Origin of the sequence: Paraburkholderia sp. J76, from assembly GCF_905220295.1 — a bacterium.
In the GTDB taxonomy this organism is placed as follows: Bacteria; Pseudomonadota; Gammaproteobacteria; order Burkholderiales; family Burkholderiaceae; genus Paraburkholderia.
On the sequence record NZ_CAJMZJ010000005.1, the window covers coordinates 1 to 19,578 of the forward strand.

General features: G+C 65.8%; 16 protein-coding genes. 11 read left to right on the plus strand and 5 right to left on the minus strand.

The window, feature by feature from the left end; genetic code table 11:
- Positions 1-741: 741 nt before the first annotated feature.
- Both U5768_RS11300 and U5768_RS11305 read left to right on the plus strand, forming a co-directional pair.
- Entirely contained in the window at positions 742-2,421 is a 1,680-nt protein-coding gene (locus tag U5768_RS11300) for a diguanylate cyclase (protein WP_322030486.1), read from the plus strand.
- 178 nt (positions 2,422-2,599) lie between these two features.
- Entirely contained in the window at positions 2,600-2,866 is a 267-nt protein-coding gene (locus U5768_RS11305) for a hypothetical protein (protein ID WP_322030487.1), read from the plus strand.
- Positions 2,867-2,977: 111 nt separating this feature from the next.
- Here U5768_RS11305 and U5768_RS11310 read toward each other — a convergent pair whose 3' ends face one another.
- Positions 2,978-4,294 carry an ATP-binding protein gene (locus U5768_RS11310; protein ID WP_322030488.1) on the minus strand — a complete coding sequence of 439 codons (1,317 nt, stop codon included), beginning with the start codon at positions 4,292-4,294 and terminating at the stop codon, positions 2,978-2,980.
- Positions 4,278-5,009, minus strand: coding sequence for a response regulator (locus U5768_RS11315; RefSeq protein ID WP_322030489.1), 732 nt, complete (start codon positions 5,007-5,009; stop codon positions 4,278-4,280). The genes U5768_RS11310 and U5768_RS11315 overlap by 17 nt, the downstream gene beginning before the upstream one ends.
- A 233-nt stretch (positions 5,010-5,242) precedes the next feature.
- Between U5768_RS11315 and U5768_RS11320 the strand changes: the two genes are divergently transcribed.
- Positions 5,243-5,797: a periplasmic heavy metal sensor gene (locus tag U5768_RS11320; protein ID WP_322030490.1), complete on the plus strand. Its 555-nt coding sequence runs from the start codon at positions 5,243-5,245 to the stop codon at positions 5,795-5,797.
- A gap of 146 nt (positions 5,798-5,943) precedes the next feature.
- Here the strand turns inward: U5768_RS11320 and U5768_RS11325 are convergent, their stop codons facing one another.
- Positions 5,944-6,642, minus strand: a complete 699-nt coding sequence (locus U5768_RS11325) for a pirin family protein (RefSeq protein ID WP_322030491.1) — start codon at positions 6,640-6,642, stop codon at positions 5,944-5,946.
- 384 nt (positions 6,643-7,026) lie between these two features.
- Here U5768_RS11325 and U5768_RS11330 point away from each other — a divergent pair, with 384 nt between their 5' ends.
- The 5 genes from U5768_RS11330 (at position 7,027) to U5768_RS11350 (ending at position 12,055) form a co-directional block, all read left to right on the plus strand.
- Positions 7,027-7,803 carry an ABC transporter substrate-binding protein gene (locus U5768_RS11330; protein ID WP_322030492.1) on the plus strand — a complete coding sequence of 259 codons (777 nt, stop codon included), beginning with the start codon at positions 7,027-7,029 and terminating at the stop codon, positions 7,801-7,803.
- A gap of 266 nt (positions 7,804-8,069) precedes the next feature.
- Positions 8,070-8,759: a histidine ABC transporter permease HisQ gene (locus tag U5768_RS11335; RefSeq protein ID WP_322030493.1), complete on the plus strand. Its 690-nt coding sequence runs from the start codon at positions 8,070-8,072 to the stop codon at positions 8,757-8,759.
- A gap of 19 nt (positions 8,760-8,778) precedes the next feature.
- On the plus strand, positions 8,779-9,501 hold the full coding sequence (locus U5768_RS11340) for an ABC transporter permease (RefSeq protein WP_322030494.1): 723 nt from the start codon (positions 8,779-8,781) through the stop codon (positions 9,499-9,501).
- A gap of 19 nt (positions 9,502-9,520) precedes the next feature.
- Positions 9,521-10,303 (plus strand): ABC transporter ATP-binding protein, encoded by a 783-nt coding sequence (locus U5768_RS11345; RefSeq protein ID WP_322030495.1) that lies wholly within the window; start codon positions 9,521-9,523, stop codon positions 10,301-10,303.
- A gap of 579 nt (positions 10,304-10,882) precedes the next feature.
- Positions 10,883-12,055 carry a porin gene (locus tag U5768_RS11350; protein WP_322030496.1) on the plus strand — a complete coding sequence of 391 codons (1,173 nt, stop codon included), beginning with the start codon at positions 10,883-10,885 and terminating at the stop codon, positions 12,053-12,055.
- Positions 12,056-12,222: 167 nt separating this feature from the next.
- On the opposite strand, the gene U5768_RS11355 is transcribed toward U5768_RS11350, so the two are convergent.
- Together U5768_RS11355 and U5768_RS11360 are read right to left on the minus strand one after the other, a co-directional pair.
- Entirely contained in the window at positions 12,223-12,561 is a 339-nt protein-coding gene (locus tag U5768_RS11355; protein ID WP_027795598.1) for a P-II family nitrogen regulator, read from the minus strand.
- A gap of 75 nt (positions 12,562-12,636) precedes the next feature.
- Complete coding sequence (locus U5768_RS11360) at positions 12,637-14,760, minus strand: NAD(+) synthase (RefSeq protein WP_322030833.1); 2,124 nt, start codon at positions 14,758-14,760, stop codon at positions 12,637-12,639.
- Positions 14,761-14,973: 213 nt separating this feature from the next.
- Here U5768_RS11360 and U5768_RS11365 point away from each other — a divergent pair, with 213 nt between their 5' ends.
- From U5768_RS11365 to U5768_RS11375, 3 genes are all read left to right on the plus strand, one after another.
- Complete coding sequence (locus tag U5768_RS11365; RefSeq protein WP_322030497.1) at positions 14,974-16,146, plus strand: GNAT family N-acetyltransferase; 1,173 nt, start codon at positions 14,974-14,976, stop codon at positions 16,144-16,146.
- A gap of 84 nt (positions 16,147-16,230) precedes the next feature.
- Positions 16,231-16,545 carry a GIY-YIG nuclease family protein gene (locus tag U5768_RS11370; protein WP_322030498.1) on the plus strand — a complete coding sequence of 105 codons (315 nt, stop codon included), beginning with the start codon at positions 16,231-16,233 and terminating at the stop codon, positions 16,543-16,545.
- Between the two features lie 168 nt (positions 16,546-16,713).
- Positions 16,714-19,563 (plus strand): EAL domain-containing protein, encoded by a 2,850-nt coding sequence (locus U5768_RS11375; protein ID WP_322030499.1) that lies wholly within the window; start codon positions 16,714-16,716, stop codon positions 19,561-19,563.
- Positions 19,564-19,578: the final 15 nt, after the last annotated feature.

The window sequence follows — 19,578 nt, forward strand, 5'->3', positions numbered from 1 at the left end:
CAGACGCCCTCCGCGCGGGACTTCGGAAAACCGGACGACAGGGCGTCCGTGCCGCCGGACAGGCGTTGCACATGCTGCGAGGAAGGCAAATCGACCAGGGCAAGGCGCATGGACACAGAATTTCGTTGGCGTTGATGACACGGCACGCACCGCGCGCGCCGGTTGCAACCTGAGGCTGGCGGCTCGCGACTGGCTTGCTTCGACTGAAACGGCACGACACTACTACAACCTTCATGACACTCACAACCGCGCCCGCCACGTCACGAAAGCCGCACCGCGCGGGCTTTCGTGGCGCTTTCGCCGGGCTTCTGGACAGCTTCCAGAACGCGCCGCGCGCAGCTTCTGCACGACATCGTGATGACGCATCGATGACGCCCTGATGACACAACGTGCTGTTGTGCCTGCCTCATCGAGGCCACTGACGCCAGCGAGCGTCGCTTGCGCGCCACACGCTGGCGCGCGCATGGACCCGGCGGCCGAAGCCGCACTGCACGCCCCTCGCCTCTCTCGCGGCCCGCTTAGCGCCGCTTACCGCCGTGCTGACAGCATGCGGATTGCATGTTAGCGATCCGCTTGGGCTGCGCCGTTCACGCGCGCCGGCTCGCCACGCTGCGCCCTGGGTTCGACAGCGGGCTCGCCATCCCCGTTCGAGGGGTAAAATCGACACGCTCTGTCAGTGGCGCACCGACGCCGAGAGCGCCGACACTCACGCCTCACTATCACTTACGAACCAGAAGGCCGATGAACAGGAGACTCTTGCGCCAGGCAGCCGGACCCATCGGGGTCGTGGTGGTCGCGCTCGTCTGCTGGGCGGCGGCCGACTGGCTAGCGGACCGCATGGTCCGCCAGGAGTTCGAGGCCGCGCTCACCGGCCAGCGCCAGATGATGCGCTCGGTCGTCGACAACATGGCCGAAGTGATCGCGAGCGACCTCGCCATGTCACGCGCCATTCCGGCGACGATGGCCGAAACCCGCGTCGTCCAGCAGGCGCTCACCGAGGCCGCGCATTATGCCGCGTCGAGCGATTCGACGGAACTGGCGCGGCGCAAGGAACTGCAAGGCGTGCCGGCGCTCGCGGGCGTCGACCGGTTCCTGCACGACGCCCAGGGCTTCTCCGGGCTCGATGCGATCTGGCTCGTCAACGCCAACGGCATCTGCATCGCGTCGAGCAATGCGCTCGAAAAGATCTCCTATGTAGGCGTGGACATGCGCCCGCGCGCGTATCTGAACGACACGCTGCTCGGGGCGTTTTCCGAAGCCTACGGCGTGGGGACGGCCAGCGGCGAGCCGGGTATCTTCGTCGCCGCGCCCGCCTACGACGACGGCCTGCTGGTCGGCGCCGTGGTCGCGAAAGTCAGCATCGCGCGGCTGCGCCACTGGGTTGCCCACCCGGGCACCTTCGTCGCGGACAGCAACGGCGTCATCATCATGGCCCACGACAGCGCGCTCGAAGGGCGCGCGCTGCCGGGCTCGCACGTCGCGGAAATGAACGCGGTGGACCGCGTGAACACTTATCTGCGCGAGCGCTTCGCGCCGCTCGAATTGCGCTCGGCCTCGAAGGCCGCGTTGCGCGAGGCGCCGTGGCTTCCACGCGCCGACGCCGCGCAAATGATCGACTTGCCTGGCCAGCGCGCGCCCGCCCTCTACGAACAGCGGGGCGGCCTGAATTCGGGGCTCTCGGCGCATCTCGTCGATCCGGTCAATGCGTGGTCCGAGCTGATCGCGAACCACCAGCGCGACCGGCTCCTCATTTTCCTCACGCTCGCGGGCACGGCGGCGCTCGCGGCGGTGATCTCGGTTTCGTGGGTGCGCGAGCGGCGTCTGCACCACGCGAGCCGCGATCTCGCCGGGCAGTTGCAGGCCGCGAACGCCCTGCTCGCCGCCGAGGCGCGCCACGACGCCCTGACCGGTGCGCTCTCGCGGCGCTACTTCCTCGACCTGCTGCGCCGCGAGATCGACGTGGCCTATGCCGCGGGCAAGCCGCTGTGCATGGCGATCGCCGACCTCGACTACTTCAAGCAGATCAACGACCGCTTCGGCCATCCCGCGGGCGACCGCGCGCTCCAGCATTTCGTGGAGACCTGCCGCGCCGAACTGCGCGCCGACGACGCCGTGGGCCGTCTGGGCGGCGAGGAGTTCGGCATCCTGCTGCCCGCGACCTCGCTTGCCACGAGCCTCACGGTGCTCGACCGCCTGCGCCAGCAACTCGGCAAGCGCATTTGCGCCGAACTGCCCGAGGAAGCGAGCGTGAGCGTGAGCATCGGCGTGACCGAGCTTGCCGCCGCGCAGGATCAGCCCGAGCGGCTGATGAGCCGCGCCGATCTCGCGCTCTACATGGCGAAGGCGGGCGGACGCGACCGTTGCGAAGCCATGACGGCCGAGGGCGTGGTGCCGCCGCGCGCGGCCGCGCCGACCTGGTGAGCGCGCAACGAGCCGGGGCGACTCCTCACGCGAAAGATGCCCGTACGAGGCTGCGGGACTCGCCCGGCCGAACCGGCGAGGCGCGGTATGATGGGATGAACGATGCGCGCCAGCCCATGCGGCGCGCATGAGTCAAACCGCGCCACTTCGGTGTTCCGCACAAAATCTGGAGGCATGCATGAAGGGAAATCTGGTCATTGTCTGCCGCGATCAGGATGCGCTCGCGTTCGACCAGTTGATGGTCGAGTACGGCGCGTTCCAGACGCGCCTGTCATCGACCGCGTGGTACCTGAAACTCGACGCCACGCCCGAGCTGATTCAGGAAGAGATTCTTGCCCGCCTCGGCAAGTACACCACGCACTATATTTTCGAAGCCGACACCGTGACCTACAACACGGTGGACAACGACGCGGCCTCCGCGCTCGACACGCTCTTCACGGCCTGAGCCACCTCGCCGGCCACACCTCGCCGGCCGCACCTCGCCGGCCGCACCCGGCACCCACCTGGCGTTGCCCCACCTGAGCGGTGCGGGCTGCGCAAACCACTCGACCGCGCCTTACCAGATCTGCGCCGCTTCCGTCACGGTGCGCTCCACCACGTCGAACGCAAACGTCATGCGCACGGCGAGACCGCCGCTTTCGCCGTTGCCGATCGAGAGTTCGCCGCCCGCGCGGCGTACGAGCCGCTCGACGATGGCAAGACCGAGGCCGCTGTGGCCGTTGCCGCCGCGCGCGGGATCCAGCCGCACGAACGGCCGGCTCGCCTGCGTGAGATCCTGGTCGGGAATGCCCGTGCCATGGTCGCGCACCGTGAGCGAAAAGCTCGTCGCGCCGCGCTCGCTCTCGATCACGACGGGCGGCGCGCCATATGCATGCGCGTTGTCGAGCAGGTTTGAAACCACGCGTTCGAGCGTGGCCGCGGGTAGCCGAAACTCGGGGCCCGCGCGCAGGTGCGTTTCGATCGCGATCGTCTCGCCGTTCGCCGTGCGGTGGTTGCGCGCGATGCGCTCGCACTGATCGTCCACCTCGACGGGCTCGCTGCGATCGGCGCCGTCGTGCGCGAACACCAGAAACTGGTCGACGATGTGCGCCATCGACTCCACGTCGCGCACCACGCCGTCGCGCACCTTTTCCTCGTCCATCATTTCGGCGCGCAGGCGCAGCCGCGCAAGCGGCGTCTTCAGATCGTGCGCCACGCCCGCCAGCATGACGGCGCGGTCTTTCTCGGTGCGCTCGACTTCCTTGACCATCTGGTTGAAACCCAGCGTGAGCTGGCGCAGTTCGCGCGGCCCGCGTTCGGGCACGGGCGGCACCGGCTCGCCGCGGCCGAACCGGCCCACGGCCTGCGCGAGCGCGCTGAGCGGCTGTTGCAGCATCCACGCGGCCACGAGCGCGGCAATCACGGCGGTGGCAAAAATGGTGATGACCCACGGCAGAAACTTGTCGAGCGGCCGCATGATGCGCAGCGGCTGGCCCGGCAGGACGATCCAGCGGGCGTCTTGCGGCCCGCGCACCCACAGCGTGGGCGGCCCCCCGGGCGGCCCGACGCGCACGTCGGTGCCGGGCGGCATGCGCTCGCGCACGTCGTCGATGAAACGGCGCAGCGGCTCGGGCATGCGGTCGGTGACGGGCGGCACGGCGGGGCTTGCGGGGTCGACGAGTTGCACGCGCGAAGGCAGCGGCTGGTCGGGCTCGCGCTGGACGTGCTGGCGCACCGCGTCGACGAGGAAGGTGGCTTCCTCTACGGCGTAGCGCGTTTGCATCTGGTTGTGTTCGACGCGCATGAGCGTGAACCAGGCGACGTGCGACACCAGCAGAACGCCGACGAAGATGACCGCCAGGCGCCCGAATAGCGAATCAACCGGCCGGCGCATGGCTGCCCTGCTCCCCGTCGGGCACGAACACGTAGCCGCGGCCGCGCACGGTCTGGATGAAGCGCGGCGTGGACGGGTCGCTTTCGAGAATGCGCCGTAGACGCCACACCTGCACGTCGATGCCGCGGTCGGTGCCGTCGTACTCGGGACCGTGCAGCAGTTCCAGCAGGCGCTCGCGCGTGAGCGTGCGCATGGGGTGGTTCACGAAAATCTTCAGGAGCGCGAACTCGCTGCCCGACAGCATGATGGGCTTGCCCTCCTGCTGCAGCGTGCGCGACTGGAAGTCGAGCGTGAAGCGGCCGAACGCGTACGGCTCGCGCTGCTCGGGCGCCGCCGCCGAAGGCACCGTGCGGCGCCGGCGCAGCACCGCCTGCACGCGCGCGAGCAGCTCGCGCGGGTTGAACGGCTTGCCGAGGTAGTCGTCCGCGCCGAGTTCGAGGCCGACGATGCGGTCCACGTCGTCCGCGCGCGCCGTGAGCATGATGACCGGAATGTCGTCGCCGGCCGCGCGCAGCTTGCGCAGCGCGGTCAGCCCGTCCACGCCCGGCATCATCAGGTCGAGCACGATCAGGTCGGGGCGCTCGCGCTCGAGCCGCCGCTCCAGCGAGCCGGCGTCGTGCAGCACCGAGACTTCCATGCCCTGGCGCGCCAGATAGTCGCGCAGGAGGTCGCGTAGTTCGAGGTCGTCGTCGACGACAAGGATTTGAGTAGCCATGGGATGAAGTGTAACGCGCGCACGCGGGCCGTTTGCTTACAGGTCTTCCACCCGGGTTACGAGGTGTTACCGCGAAAGGCGCGTGTAATGTCGCGTAATTTCGGCGGCTTGCCCCGTAACACGCGCAACCCGCGGCGCCGATACGCTAGGGACACCGGTTGCGAGCGCCACCATCCCCGGAAGCGCCGCGCCAAACCGGATAAAACCCTCAAGGATTTGTCAGGAGCATCACCATGTACAAGACGACTTCGCGCCTTCTCGCCATCGCCGCCGCCTCGCTCGCGCTCACCGTGGGCGCCACCGCCGCCAACGCCCAGACCCCGCCGCCGCCCGCGGGCGGTCCCGGCATGATGCATCACGGTCCCGGCATGCACGGCGACTTCATGCTCGGCTTCAAGAAGCTGCACGACAAGCTGAACCTGAACGCCGCGCAGGAAAAGCAATGGCAGGCCGCGCTCGACACGATGAAGCAGAACGGTCAGGCCATGCGCAAGAACCACGAGCAGATGAAGCAGCAGTTCGATTCGATGAAGAACCAGCCCATCCTCGATCTGAACGCCATGCACGCGGCGCACGAGCAGGTCGAGCAGCAGAACCAGCAACTGCGCGAGCAAACCTCGCAGGCGTGGCTCGCCTTCTACAACGGCCTGAACGACCAGCAGAAGACGACCGTGAGCACGGCGATCAAGGATCGCTTCGCGAAGATGGAACAGCGCCACGAGCAGATGCGTCAGCGCTGGGAGCAGCACCACAAGGGCGGCGCTGCGGCGCCGGCTCCGCAGCAGTAAGCGGGCCGCTCACGCGCCGCCTCAGCGCGGCGCGTGCCGAAGCGACAAAGCGCCGCGGGATTCGCACCCCGCGGCGCTTTTTTTATGGCGCGCCCGGTTGCCCGCCCTTTGCGCTCAACCGTCCAGATGCCCGGACGCCCCGATGCTCAGGCCAGATCGAACAGCAGCACTTCGGCCGCTGCGCCGTTCGCGAGCGAAACGACCGCCTCGGCTTCGATCATCGCGGCGTCGCCCGCTTCGAGGCGCTGGCCGTTCACGTCCAGCGCGCCGCGCGCCACATGCAGATAAACGCGCCGCCCCGCGGGCACCGCATACTCGATGCGCTCCTCGCCGTCCACGAGCCCCGCGTAGATCGAGGCGTCCGACTGCACCGTCACCGAGCCGTCACGGCCATCGGGCGAGGCAACGAGGCGCAGCCGCCCGCGCTTGCCGGCATCGTCGAAGCGCTTTTCCTCGTAGCCGGGCGCCCCGCCGCGCTCGCGCGGCAGCAGCCAGATCTGCAGCAAATGCGCCTCTTCTTCCTTCGAGCCGTTGAACTCGCTGTGCATCACGCCCGTTCCGGCACTCATGCGCTGCACGTCGCCGGGGCGGATGGTCGAGCCGTTGCCCATGCTGTCGCGGTGTGCGAGCGCGCCGGAAAGCACGTAGGTCACGATCTCCATATCGCGATGGCCGTGCGCGCCGAAGCCCTGGCCGCCCGCGATGCGGTCGTCGTTGAGCACCCGCAGCGCACCGTAGTGCATATGCGCCTCGTCGAAATAGTCGGCAAACGAAAAGCTGTGGTACGAATCGAGCCAGCCGTGGTTGGCGTGGCCGCGTTCGTCGGCGCGTCGGATGGTCAGCATGGCAATCTCCGGTCAATCATGTCGATGTCCGAAGGTAAGGGCAGTGGCCCGCTTGCACAATCCGCAGCGGCGCACCGCATCGTTTCGCCAGCGGCATCAATGGGCTGCGCTGCCCGCATTGCCCTCAGTCAGACTGGCACGCCCCCGGGCTTCGGGTAAAATACCGCGCTTTTCGGCCAGCGCGCGCCTGGGGGGCCGGGAAGCTACACCCGGAATGCGCCGCGCTTTCCGACCCGCATTTTTGATCGCCTAGAATGGCGGCCAACGGTCACAAGCCGTAACCGCGCCACTTCGGCCGCGCTCCCCTTACCGCGCCGCCCGTATCAGCCGTGCAAGGGACTGGAGTGAATGCAAAACCACTCGCTCCGCCCCGACAGGAGAATGATGAAGAAGTTTGCAGTGTGCGTGGCGCTGGCCCTGATCGCGGGCAGCGCCGCCGCCAAAGAGTGGAAAACGGTGCGCATCGGCGTGGACGCCAGCTATGCGCCGTTCGAGTCCAAAGCGCCCAACGGGCAGATCGTCGGTTTCGACGTCGACCTCACGAAAGCCCTGTGCGCGCGCATGAACGTGAAGTGCGTCTGGGTCGAAAACGACCTCGACGGCATCATCCCGGCGCTCAAGGCCCGCAAGTTCGACGCGATCGTGTCGTCGCTGACCGTCACGCCGCAGCGCGCCCAGCAAATCGACTACTCCGCGAAAATGTTCGATGCGCCCGCACGCATGCTCGCGCGCACGGGCTCGCCGCTGCTGCCGACGCCGGCCTCGCTCAAGGGCAAGAACGTGGGCGTCGAGCAGGGCTCGACCCAGGAGGCGTACGCGAAGGCGCACTGGGCGGCGCAGGGCGTGAACGTGATCTCGTACCAGAATCAGGATCAGGTCTACCAGGATCTGATCGCGGGACGCCTCGACGCGACGCTGCAAGACGAGGTCCAGGCCGACTTCGGCTTCCTGAAAACGCCGCGCGGCAAGGGCTTCGCGTGGGCGGGCCCGGAAGTGGAAGATCCGGCGACGATCGGCGACGGCACCGCGATCGGCCTGCGAAAGAACGACGCCGACCTCAAGGCGAAGTTCAACGCGGCGCTGGCCGCGATTCATGCCGACGGCACGTTCGACAAGATCGCGAAGCAGTACTTCGACTTCGATATCTACAAAGGCAAGTGAACGGGAACGCACACGCAGGTAAATAAACAACGAGACATCACCGCTCGCGCCGCGCGCCACGACTCACGAAAAGCCCCGGGGGCTCCCCGATAGACCGCCACCGGGCTTCGTATACAGTCACAGGCGCGCTCACGAGCGCAATCGCATCGGCCGCGTGCGTAAGCAACATCGCACACCACACCGCGCGGCCAGGAACGGATTTGAACCGCGGCAGACAAGCGCCGCGCCTTTCGCGGTGTGAGAAACGCACCGTCAAGGACTCGCCCATGTTTCTTCAAGGCTACGGCCCGCTGATCCTCGCCGGCACCTGGCAGACCGTCAAGCTCGCCGTGCTGTCGCTCGCGCTTTCGTTCGTGCTCGGGCTGATCGGCGCGGCGGCCAAGCTCTCCAAAAACCGCGTCGCGTACGGCGCGGGCACGCTCTATACCACGCTCATTCGCGGCGTGCCCGATCTCGTGCTCATGCTGCTGCTCTTCTACAGCATCCAGATCTGGCTGAACAATCTCACCGACATGCTCGGCTGGGATCAGATCGACATCGACCCGTTCCTCGCGGGCGTGGTCGTGCTCGGCTTCATCTACGGCGCGTACTTCACCGAAACGTTTCGCGGCGCGTTCCTCGCGGTGCCGCGCGGCCAGCTCGAAGCGGGCCACGCCTACGGCATGACGAACTGGCAGGTGTTCACGCGCATCATGTTCCCGCAGATGATGCGTTTCGCGCTGCCCGGCATCGGCAATAACTGGCAGGTGCTCGTGAAGTCCACGGCGCTCGTCTCGATCATCGGTCTCGCCGACGTCGTGAAGGCCAGCCAGGACGCCGGCAAGGGCACGTTGCGTTTCTTCTTCTTCACGCTGCTCGCCGGCGCGATCTATCTCGTCATCACCACGGTCTCCAACTTCGTGCTGATGTATCTCGACAAGCGCTACTCCACCGGTGTGCGCAAGGCGGATCTCTGAATCGCGCGAGGCCAAGACCATGCAAGACTTCGTACAACTGATCCAGCAATACTGGCGCAACTATCTCTTCTCCGACGGCTACCACTTCAGCGGCGTGGTCATCACGCTGTGGCTGCTCGTCATCTCGATCGGGCTCGGCTTCTGCCTTTCCGTGCCGCTCGCCGTGGCACGCGTGTCGAAGAAGAAGTGGCTCGCCGGGCTCGTGTGGCTCTACACGTATATCTTCCGCGGCACGCCGCTCTACGTGCAGTTGCTGCTGTGCTACACAGGCCTCTACAGCCTGGAGATCGTGCGCAACCACGAACTCACGAGCGCGTTCTTCAGGAGCGGCATGAACTGCACGCTGCTTGCGTTCACGCTCAACACCTGCGCGTACACCACGGAGATTTTCGCGGGCGCGATCAAGGCCACGCCCTACGGCGAGATCGAGGCCGCGCGCGCGTACGGCATGTCGCAATTCACGCTGTACCGCCGCGTGATCCTGCCTTCGGCGCTGCGCCGCGCGCTGCCCTACTACAGCAACGAAGTCATCCTGATGCTGCACGCGACGACCGTCGCCTTCACGGCCACCGTGCCCGACATCCTGAAGATCGCGCGCGACGTGAACTCGGCGACATATCAGTCGTTCGGCGCGTTCGGCATCGCCGCCCTGCTGTACCTGATCATTTCTTTCACGCTCGTCTGGCTGTTCCGCCAGGCCGAGCGCCGCTGGCTCGCATACCTGCGACCGCAAGGCAAGTGAGCCCGCTAGAGGTCAACAGATGAATTCCCAGAAGCAGAAGCTGTACGTCGACTCCATCCACAAGAAGTACGGCGACAACGAGGTCCTGAAAGGCGTGTCCCTGAAGGCCAATGCCGGCGACGTGATCAGCGTGATCGGCTCGTCGGGCTCGGGCAAGAGCACGATGCTGCGTTGCATTAACTTCCTCGAGCAGCCGAACGCGGGGCGCATCGTGGTGGACGGCGAAGAAGTCGCCACGCGCGCCGACAAGCGCACGGGCGCGCTCCACCCCGCCGACGCAAAGCAGCTCCAGCGCGTGCGCACCAAGCTCGCGATGGTGTTCCAGCACTTCAACCTGTGGTCGCACATGTCGGTGCTCGAAAACGTGATCGAGGCGCCGGTGCATGTGCTGGGTCTGCCGCGCAAGGAAGCCGAAGATCGCGCGCGCACCTATCTGGAGAAGGTCGGTCTCGCGCCGCGTGTGGAAAAGCAATATCCCTCGCATCTCTCGGGCGGCCAGCAACAGCGCGTGGCGATTGCCCGCGCGCTCGCCATGCACCCCGACGTCATGCTTTTCGACGAGCCCACTTCGGCGCTCGACCCCGAACTCGTGGGCGAAGTGCTCAAGGTCATGCAGAAGCTCGCCGAGGAAGGCCGCACGATGATCGTGGTCACCCACGAAATGGGTTTCGCGCGCAACGTTTCGAACCACGTCATGTTCCTGCACAAGGGACTCGTGGAGGAGGAAGGCCAGCCGGCCGAGGTGTTCGCCAATCCGAAGAGCGAGCGTCTGCGCCAGTTCCTTTCGGGCAGTCTCAAGTAACGCGGCCGCCCGAATCGTCCGCTTTCGGCGATGTAGTAAAAGTAGTATTACAAGGCGCTTACGGCGCCTTTTCTTTTTTCGTCTTTTTACCTCAAAAAGCCGTCCGTTCGCACCCAAAAGTGGCGTTTTTCGCATTACTCCTTGCGAAATCTCTCGTCAATAGTGGCAATCCTGAACTGAGCCATTCGATTGACGTGAGTCCCTTATTCCGTAAGGCTTCCGACCCATTTGTAGTACCTCTCTGACCACCATCCAGGAAGGGCATATTGCAATTTGACGACACCGTGGGGTGCGAGCACGAATTTGTTCGCCAGCGCGGACCTTTTTTGCTAAATTAGTAACCAAAGTAGCAAAACAAAGTTCATTAAAAGTAGTTTCACTTCAAAAAGAACGGGAGATGCCAGTCAACCAGGGGATCTGCATGACGACCCAACGCGGGTCATGCAGTGGCAAAAGCCCGTACGCCGATCTCCGGGGCAATTCTCCCTTACGCGACGATTTCTGTTCGCGGCGCCGCCAAGCGCACGGACGTCTTTCGCAGTACTAAGGTTGACTCTTTGACAGGGTATGGAGGAGAAGATGAAGAAAGCTTTGCTCGCCGCAGCATTGATGTCGGCTGGCGTGATCGCGCATGCACAAAGCAGCGTCACGCTCTACGGCCGCCTCGACATGGGTGTGGCGTACATGAACGGCATTGGCGCCGGCACGGGCGCGAATGGTCAAGCCACGCACGGCTCCAGCCAGGTTCAGCTCGAAAGCGGCTACTGGGGCACCAGCCTCTGGGGCATGAAGGGCGTTGAAGACATCGGTGGCGGCAACAAGGTTCTGTTCCACCTTGAAGGCAGCTTCAGCACGGCTAACGGCTCGCTCGGCTCGGCCGGCTCGATCTGGAATCGCTGGGCGACTGTCGGTGTAGCGAACGACCAGTTCGGTACGCTGCTCGCTGGCCGCATGCTGTTCATCTCCAACGGCATTTGGGACTTCGACCCGTTCGGTCAGTCGAACTGGTCGTCGGCTTCGATGGTCCGTGGCCGCAACTGGCCGCAATCGAGCAACAACATTTCGTACCAGTCGCCGAACTGGGCGGGCTTCGACGTGTACGGCCAGTACGCGTTCTCGAACGCCACGAACTGGAACGGCAACGGCTCGACGGCGTCGGGTCGCGAAGCTGGCCTGCAGCTCACCTACACCAGCTCGCTGTTCCAGATCCGCGGTCTGTATGACGAAATCCGCAATCCGAACAACGGTCAACTGGGCGGCGTCTACGACGCGCTCAACGGCGGCAATGCAACGCCGACCGGCACGCCGGGCAACGGCAACGGCGCGTTCGCTTACTCGCGTGACTACATGGCCATGTTCAACCTGTTCCTCGGCGCATTCAAGGTTCAGGGCGGCTACGAAGCCATCCGTTCGTCGGGCATGAACCCGGGCATCATCGGCCAGCCGACGACGCTCGACCACGAGTGGGGCGGCGTGACGTGGCAAATGACGCCGGCTGCAGCGCTGATCGCGGCGGTCTACCACGTCAATGCGAACAACGGCGGCGGCAACGCCACGCTGTACACGGTTGGCGGTTCGTACAACCTGTCCAAGCGCACGCTGCTCGACATCCAGGCTGGCACGGTGCAGAACAGCAAGACGGCCAACTTCGGCCTGAACGCCAACAACTTCGGTACGGCGGCCGCAACCGGCAACCCGCTCCCGGGCCACAGCCAGGTTGGCGTGTACGCAGGTATCCAGCACTCGTTCTAATTTGAACCGGGTGTAGAAAGAACAGCTACATCGACGTTTTCACGCTGCTGCGAGAGGCGCGTATCGGTGCGGTGTCCGAAAGGGTATCGCACCGTTTTTTATGCTGGGGACGGCCCGCGAAAGCAGCGCCGTCCCCTTTTCTATTGGTGAAGGTGAATAGCGCGGCGTCAAACCGCCGCTTCGTTCTCCTCGCCCGTGCGGATGCGGATCACGCGCTCCACGTCGGTCACGAAAATCTTGCCGTCGCCAATCTTGCCCGTGCGCGCCGCGCCGATGATCGCGTCGATCACCTGGTCGGCCTGATCGTTCGCCACCACCACTTCGATCTTCACCTTAGGCAAAAAGTCGACCACGTATTCGGCGCCGCGGTACAGCTCAGTATGGCCTTTCTGGCGGCCGAAGCCCTTGACCTCGGTGACGGTCAGGCCCGTGAGGCCCACTTCGGCGAGCGCCTCGCGCACTTCGTCGAGCTTGAACGGTTTGATCACGGCAGTAATGCGTTTCATGGCGAACCTCGTCTCGTTATCGGATTTGTCGGAAATTTCAGAACCTATCGGGATTCTACGCTGGGCGGCTGACGCTCACGCCGAGAGCTTGCCCGCGGCCGCCGCAGTGGCCCCGTTCGCTTCGTCGGGCACCCGCTCCAGATCGGCGAGCCACACCACGGACTCCGAATCGCTCGGCGCGCGCCAGTCGCCGCGCGGCGAGAGCGAGCCGCCCGAGCCGACCTTCGGCGCATTCGGAACACAGGTGCGTTTGAACTGGCTCTGCCGGAAGAAACGGTCGAGGAAGATGCGCAGATTGCGCTTGATCGCCGCGAGATCGTACTGATTGCGCACGACCTTCGCATTCTCGGGCCACGCCCCGGCTTCGCGGTCGCCCCACGCGTGGCGCGCGAGGAACGCGACCTTCGAAGGCGCAAAGCCGAAGCGCAGCGTGTAGTAGAGGTTGAAGTCCTGCAGTTCGTACGGGCCGATCGTGCTCTCGGTTTTCTGCTCGGGTGCGCCGTCGGACTTGCCCGGGATCAGTTCGGGACTGATGTCGGTGGCGAGAATCGCTTCGAGCACGTCGCGGCCGCTCTCCCCGTTCTGGCCAATCTGGCCGGTTTCGGCCACCCAGCGCACGAGGTGCGTGATGAGCGTTTTCGGCACGCTCGCGTTCACGTTATAGTGCGACATGTGATCACCCACGCCGTACGTGCACCAGCCGAGCGCAAGCTCGGAAAGGTCGCCCGTGCCGATCACGATGGCGTGATTGAAATTGGCGAGGCGAAACAGGTGATTCGTGCGCTCGCCCGCCTGCACGTTTTCGAAGGTGATGTCGTAGGTTTCCTTGCCCTCCGAATACGGATGGCCGAGGTCTTCGAGCATCTGCATGCAGCTCTGGCGAATGTCGATTTCGCGCGCCGTGCAGCCCACGAGCGCCATCAGCTCGCGCGCCTGGCGAAGCGTGCGCTCGCTCGTCGCGAATCCGGGCATGGTGTACGCGAGGATGTTCGCGCGCGGCAGGTTCAGCCGGTCCATCGCCTTGGCACACACGAGCAGCGCATGCGTGGAGTCGAGCCCGCCGGAGACGCCGATCACCACCTTCTTGATGCCCGCCTGCGAAAGCCGCTGCACGAGCGCCTGCACCTGGATGTTGTAGACCTCGTTGCAGCGCTCGTCGCGGCGCTTCGGATCGGACGGCACGTAAGGGAAGCGCTCCACGCGGCGCGACAGCGCGAGCGTGTCGCGCGCCCACGCGCCCTCGCCTGCCAGTTCACCCGCCAGTTCGCAGGCAACCACGCGGAACTTCGCGACTTCGCCGGCGTAGCGGCGGATCGAATCGCCGAACGTGGTCTGGCGGATGCGTTCCTGCCGCAGCCGCGCAAGATCGACATCGGCGAAGATGAGGTGCGAGTCGTCGGAGAAACGTTCCGATTGCGCGAGCATTTCGCCGTTTTCGCAAACTAGCGCGTGGCCGTCCCACGCCATGTCGGTGGTGGATTCGCCCTTGCCCGCCGAAGTGTACAGATACGCAGCGAGACAACGCGCCGATTGTTGCGACACCAGTTGCTGACGGTAGCCCGCCTTGCCCACCACGACGTTCGACGCCGAAAGATTCACGAGCACCGAAGCGCCCGCGAGCGCCGCGAACGACGACGGGGGAATCGGCACCCAGACGTCTTCGCAGATTTCCACGTGAAAGCGCAGACCCGCGACCTGCGGCACGTCGAACAGCAGCGACGCGCCGAACGGCACGTCCGCGCCGGCGAGGCGCACGGTATCGGCCGTCGCGACATCGGCGGGACTGAACTGGCGCGGCTCGTAGAACTCGCCGTAGTTCGGCAGGAAGCTCTTCGGCACGACACCGGCCACGCGCCCGCCCGCCACGACGGCGGCGCAGTTGAAGAGCGAGTGCCCCGCACGCACCGGCAGACCCACGATCATCACGAGCGGCAGCGCGGCCGACGCTTCCACGATCTGCGCGAGCGCGCGCTCGCACGCGTCGAGCAACGCTTGCTGATGGAACAGGTCGTCGCAGGTATAGGCCGAAAGGCCAAGCTCGGGAAACGCGACCAGCGCCGCGCCCTTCGCGGCGGCCTCGCGCGCGAGTGCGAGCGTTTCGGTGGCGTTGAATGCGGGATCGGCTACGCGGCAGCGTGGCACGCCCACGGCCACGCGCGCAAAGCCGTGCGTATAAAGATTGAAGAAGCGCTCTTTCATTTCGATAACCTTGAGGCGGGCGCGCTGCCTGCGAAAGCGCGCGCTGACGTTCGGGCTGCCTGATGCCGGCCGGATGTCGCGGATGCCGGCCTGGAAGTCGCCGCACGAGGCGCGGCGGTCCTCACCCGCGAAGGACGTTTGCTTTACCATGACCGTTTGCCGCGGCAGGCGCTGCTGAAACATCCTCGCCGCTTCCCACGCCAACGGGCACGCATGAACCAGGATCATTTCGATTATCGCACGGGCATCCTCGCCTCACCGTCCGAGGTCGACGCCGCCGAATGGAACGCGCTGCTCGCGCGCCAGGCGCAGCCCACGCCCTTTTTACGCCACGAATTCCTCGCGGCGCTCGACGCCACGCGCTGCACCACGCCGAACGAGGGCTGGGCCGCGCAGTTCGTCACGCTCACCGACACGCGCACGGGGCGCCTCGCCGCCGCGGCGCCGGTGTATCTCAAGGGCCACTCGTACGGGGAGTATGTGTTCGACTGGGCCTGGGCCGACGCCTACAAGCGCAACGGCCTCGAGTACTACCCGAAGCTCCTGTGCGCCGTGCCGTTCACGCCCGTGCAGGGCACGCGCCTGATCGCCGCCGACGCCGCCGCGCGCCGCCATCTGGCCGCGACGCTGCTCGCCTTCGCCGAACAGGCCGATGTCTCGTCGCTGCACGTGCTCTTCCCGACGACCGAAGACGCCGAGGCGCTGACCGACCTTGGCATGATGCAGCGCGAAGGCGTGCAGTTTCACTGGCTCAACGACGGCTATCGCGACTTCGAGGACTTTCTCTCGACGCTCGAACAGAAGAAACGCAAGAACATCCGCGCGGAACGCCGCAAGGTGCGCGAGGCGGGCGTGACGATGCGGCGCGTGCGCGGCGAGGACATCGGCGACGCCGAGTGGCGCTTTTTCAGCCGCTGCTACCGGCAAACCTACCGCGAGCATTTTTCGTCGCCGTACCTGAATCTCGACTTCTTCCGCATGATCGGCGAGACGATGCCGGAAAACCTGCTGCTCGTGATCGCCGAACGCGAGGGCAAGCCGATCGCGAGTTCGCTCGTGGTGTGGCAGCGCGGGGAGAACGGCGAAGGCGGCACACTGTACGGCCGCTACTGGGGCGCGCTCGAACATGTGCCCTGCCTGCACTTCGAGACCGCGTACTATCAGCCGCTCGAATTCTGCATCGAGGAAAAGCTCGATGTGTTCGAAGGCGGCGCGCAAGGCGAACACAAGATGGCGCGCGGTTTCCTGCCCACCGCCACGCGCTCGGCGCACTGGCTCGCGCATCCTGCGTTCTCCGACGCCGTCGCGCGTTTTCTCGAAAGCGAAACGAACCACATTCACGCGTATATGCATGAGCTGAATGAGCGCAATCCTTTTCGTGCGTGAAGTGTGCGTAAAACTCGTGGGCGTGAAGCACGCGCAAGTGTCCCGAAAACGCCTTAGTCCATAACGATCATCGCTTCCAGAACTATGCCGTGGTTCCTCTACATGCTCGAATGCGCCGACGGCAGCGTCTACACGGGCATCGCCATCGACGTCGCCGCCCGCTTCGCGCAGCATGCGAGCGGCACGGGCGCGCGCTACACGCGCTCGCGCAAGCCGGTGCAGGTGCTCGCGCAATTCGAGTTCGTCGACCGCGCGCGCGCCTCGAGCGCCGAATACTGGGTCAAGCGCCTCACTCCGCGCGAAAAGCGCGCGCTCGCGGCCGGCGCGCGCTCGCTCGAATCGGTCCTGCCTCCAACGCCGCCCGTGGCGACGGCACCGGAAACCGAAGCGCCAGAATGACCGGCCGGGCAACCGTCCCGCCGCACGGGCGTCTGCTCTTTTCATCGAACGCTCCGGCTAAAACCTAAAGCCTCCCTCTGCCTCCGCCGTTATTCCGATCAGGACGCCGGTCTTAGCCCCCGGCGTGCGCTCTCATTTCACCTTGCCAGCTGAAGGAACCGGTGAAGCATGAAGAGACCCATCAAGACGGAGACGAGCCGGCTCGCCCCCGGCTGGCGCGGATTGCGGCGCACGACCGCGGTCCTGCTGCCGCTATGGCTGCTCGCCGCCGTCATGGCGGCGATCGCCGCGGCCAGTCTCGCGATCATGGCGATCCTGCTCGCGTATGTGGCGGGGGAAAGTAGCTGGTCGAAGGGCCAGAAGGATGCGGTGCACGCGCTGGAGCGCTATGCGCGCACGGGCGACGAAACGGATTACCGCACGTTCCTCGCCGGCATCGCCGTGCCGCTCGGCGACCGCGCGGCGAAGCTGGAGATGAACCGCGCGCAGCCGGACACCGCGGCGATCCGGCACGGCTTCGAGCTGGGTCGCATCGCGCCCGACGACATGGACGGCATGACGTGGGGCTACCGCACGCTCAAGCGCACGCCGTGGATGCGCCCGGCCGTGGCGTTCTGGGACATCGGCGACCACTATATTCTGCGTCTGGCCGATACGGGCGAGCGTCTGCATGCGCTCGTGCAGGCGGGCAAACTGCACGCGCCGGAGTCCGCCGCGCTCGTGCGCGAACTGCGCGAGATCGACCACCAGCTCGCGCCCATCGAAAGCGGGTTCTCCCGCTCGCTCGACGACGCCGCGCGCGCCACGCGCTCGCTTCTCACCCTCGCGCTCGGCGCTTCCGCGATCCTGCTGCTCGGCGTGTTCTCGCAATTCATCCGGCGCGCGCTCGCCCGCAGCGACCGCCTGGAAGCCGAGGTGCGCAAGAACGAAGAGCGCCTCACGCTAGGCTTCGAAGGCATCAACGCCGGACTTTGGGACTGGGAAGTCGGCAGCCGGCAATGCTACTTTTCAAACTGGCTCTACGCGCAGCTCGGCTACGACGTGGGCACGCGCTTCGAAACCGACACGGGTCTCACCCAGCTCGTGCATCCGGACGACCTCACGCTCGTGCGCCACGCACTGCGCCAACACCTTGCGCGCGCAACGGTTTTCGACGTCGAGTTTCGTCTGCGCACGCTCGCGGGCAGCTACTGCTGGTGCCGCGCTCGCGGCCAGGCGGTGCGCGACGCGCGCGGGCGCGCCGTGCGCATGGTCGGCTGCCTGTTCGACATCTCCGAGCTAAGGACTGCCGAAGCGAAGGCCTATACGGAGCGCGAACTGGCCGAAGTCACGCTGGCCTCGATCGGCGAAGCGGTGATCCGCACCGACGAGAACGCGCGCGTGACCTACTGCAACGCCGTGGCCGAACGCATGCTTGGCCGCGCGGGCGCCGACATGCTCGCGCAGCCGTTCGATACGGTCTGCGACCTGCGCGACGACGCCCACGAACCGCAACGCTTCGATATCCTGATGAAATCGCAAGCGGCAGACGCGACCGGTGCGACAAACGGCGCAGGCGGCGCGAATCTCCACGTGATGCGTCCGAACGGCTCGCGCCTCGCGGTCGATTACTCGGTGTCGAAGCTGCGCGACGCGCAACGCCGCGTGATCGGTACCGTCATCGTGCTCTACGACGTGAGCGCACTGCGCGAACATGCCGCACGCCTCGCCTACCAGGCGACCCACGACGAACTCACCGACCTCTACAACCGCCGCGAATTCGAGCGGCGCCTCGCCGCGCTGCTCGAAGACGGCGGCAGTGCGCAGCCCGGACACGCGGTCATGTTTCTCGACCTCGACCAGTTCAAGGTCGTCAACGACACGTGCGGCCATTCCACCGGCGACGAACTGATCCGCCAGGTCTGCCGCGTGCTCCAAAGCGAGTTGCGCGGCGAGGACATCATTGCCCGCCTGGGCGGCGACGAATTCGGCGTGGTGATGCCGCACTGCACGGCGGCGCACGCGTCGCTGCTCGCGGAGAACCTGCGCGCGGGCGTCGCCGCGATCCGCTTCACGGGCGCCGGGCGCATCGTGCAGACGAGCGTGAGCATCGGCCTGGTCGCTGACGCCGCGGGACTCGTTTCGGTGAAGGAAGTGATGAAGGCCGCCGACGTGGCGTGCTACATGGCGAAGAAGAAAGGCCGCAACCGCGTGCACCGCTTTCGCTACGACGACGAGGAACTCTCGCAAACGCACGCGCAGATGGCGTGGGTTTCCGACATCAAGGCGGCGCTCGAAAACGGCCAGTTCTGCCTGTTCGGCCAGAAGATCCTCTCGCTCGCGCCAGCCTCGTCAGCCGACGATACGCACGTCGAACTGCTGTTGCGCATGCAGAGCGCCTCGGGCGCGCTTGTCGAGCCCTCCGCATTCATCGGCGCGGCGGAGCGCTTCGACCTCATGCCGGCCATCGACCGGTGGGTGATCGCGAGCGCGTTCGCGATGATCGCCGCAGGCACACACGAATACGGCACGTGGTCGATCAACCTCTCGGGCGCTTCGCTCGGCGACGAGCAACTCGCCGACTATATCGAGGAGCAGCAGCGCATCTGGTCGATCCCGTTCGAGCGGGTTTGCTTCGAGATCACCGAGACTGCCGCGATCACGAACATGGACGGCGCGATCAGGCTAATCGAGCGCCTGCGCGCCCAGGGTTGCCGCTTCGCGCTCGACGACTTCGGCGCGGGCATGTCGTCGTTCAACTACCTCAAGCATCTGCACGTCGACTATCTGAAGATCGACGGCAGTTTCATACGCGGCATCGTGGACAGTCCGCTGGATCAGGCCATCGTGCGTTCGATCAATCAGGTCGCGCACGCCGCCGGCAAGCTGACGATTGCCGAGTGCGTGGAGGACGCCGCCATCGTGGACTGGATGATCGCGATGGGTGTGGACTACGCGCAGGGTTATGGCGTGGGCCGGCCCGCGCGGCTCGACGGTCTGCGTGGGCCCGAGGAGCGCGATATCGCGGCGGTGAATTGAACCGTGCTGTGAACC